The following is a 560-nucleotide window of genomic DNA, read 5'->3' as shown; positions in this document are numbered from 1 at the left end:
GTCGCCGCGTTGTACAGGTTCAGCAGATCGGGGCTGATGCCCGAGTAGCTCAGCAGCCCGCCGAGCGACGATGCCGCATTCGGCCGGTTCGCCAGATCCGGCGCGCGCGGCGTGGTCGTGGTGGTGCTCGTTCCCGTTCCCGTATCCGTGCCGCTGGTGCTCGTGCCCGAGGACGGCACAATCTCCGTCGCGCTCACCACGGTCACCACGAGATCGCTGCGGCCGCTGTTCGTGACGCTCGCGCCGCTCATCACGCTCGTGTAGCCGTTGATCGAATACTTCAGGCTGCTCGCGTTGTAGTTCGTCCCGGTACTGGACGCGTCGATGACGACGTACCGCTGTCCGGCCGCGAACGCGTAGCCGCCCGTCTTCTGCAGCGTGACCGACGAGCCCGATGCCACCGTCGCGCTGCCCGACACCACGAGACGCCCATAGCCGCTGTCGGCCGTGAGCGAACCGGTCGTCACCGCGCCGCTCGCCACGCCGACCAGCAGCGTCGCGGCCGACCCCTGGCTGTAGTTGCCGGTGATCGTCATGGCGTTGTTCACTTGCAGCGTCGC

The 560-nt window shown here is 68.0% G+C and carries 1 pseudogene; it reads right to left on the bottom strand.

The features are described 5' to 3' along the window. Nucleotides 1-560: pseudogene (locus AAHK20_RS33485) on the bottom strand (autotransporter outer membrane beta-barrel domain-containing protein); the annotation flags it as partial.

The sequence above is a fragment of the Trinickia camelliae genome (genome assembly GCF_053525655.1).
This window is presented reverse-complemented; position numbering and strand designations above follow the sequence as displayed.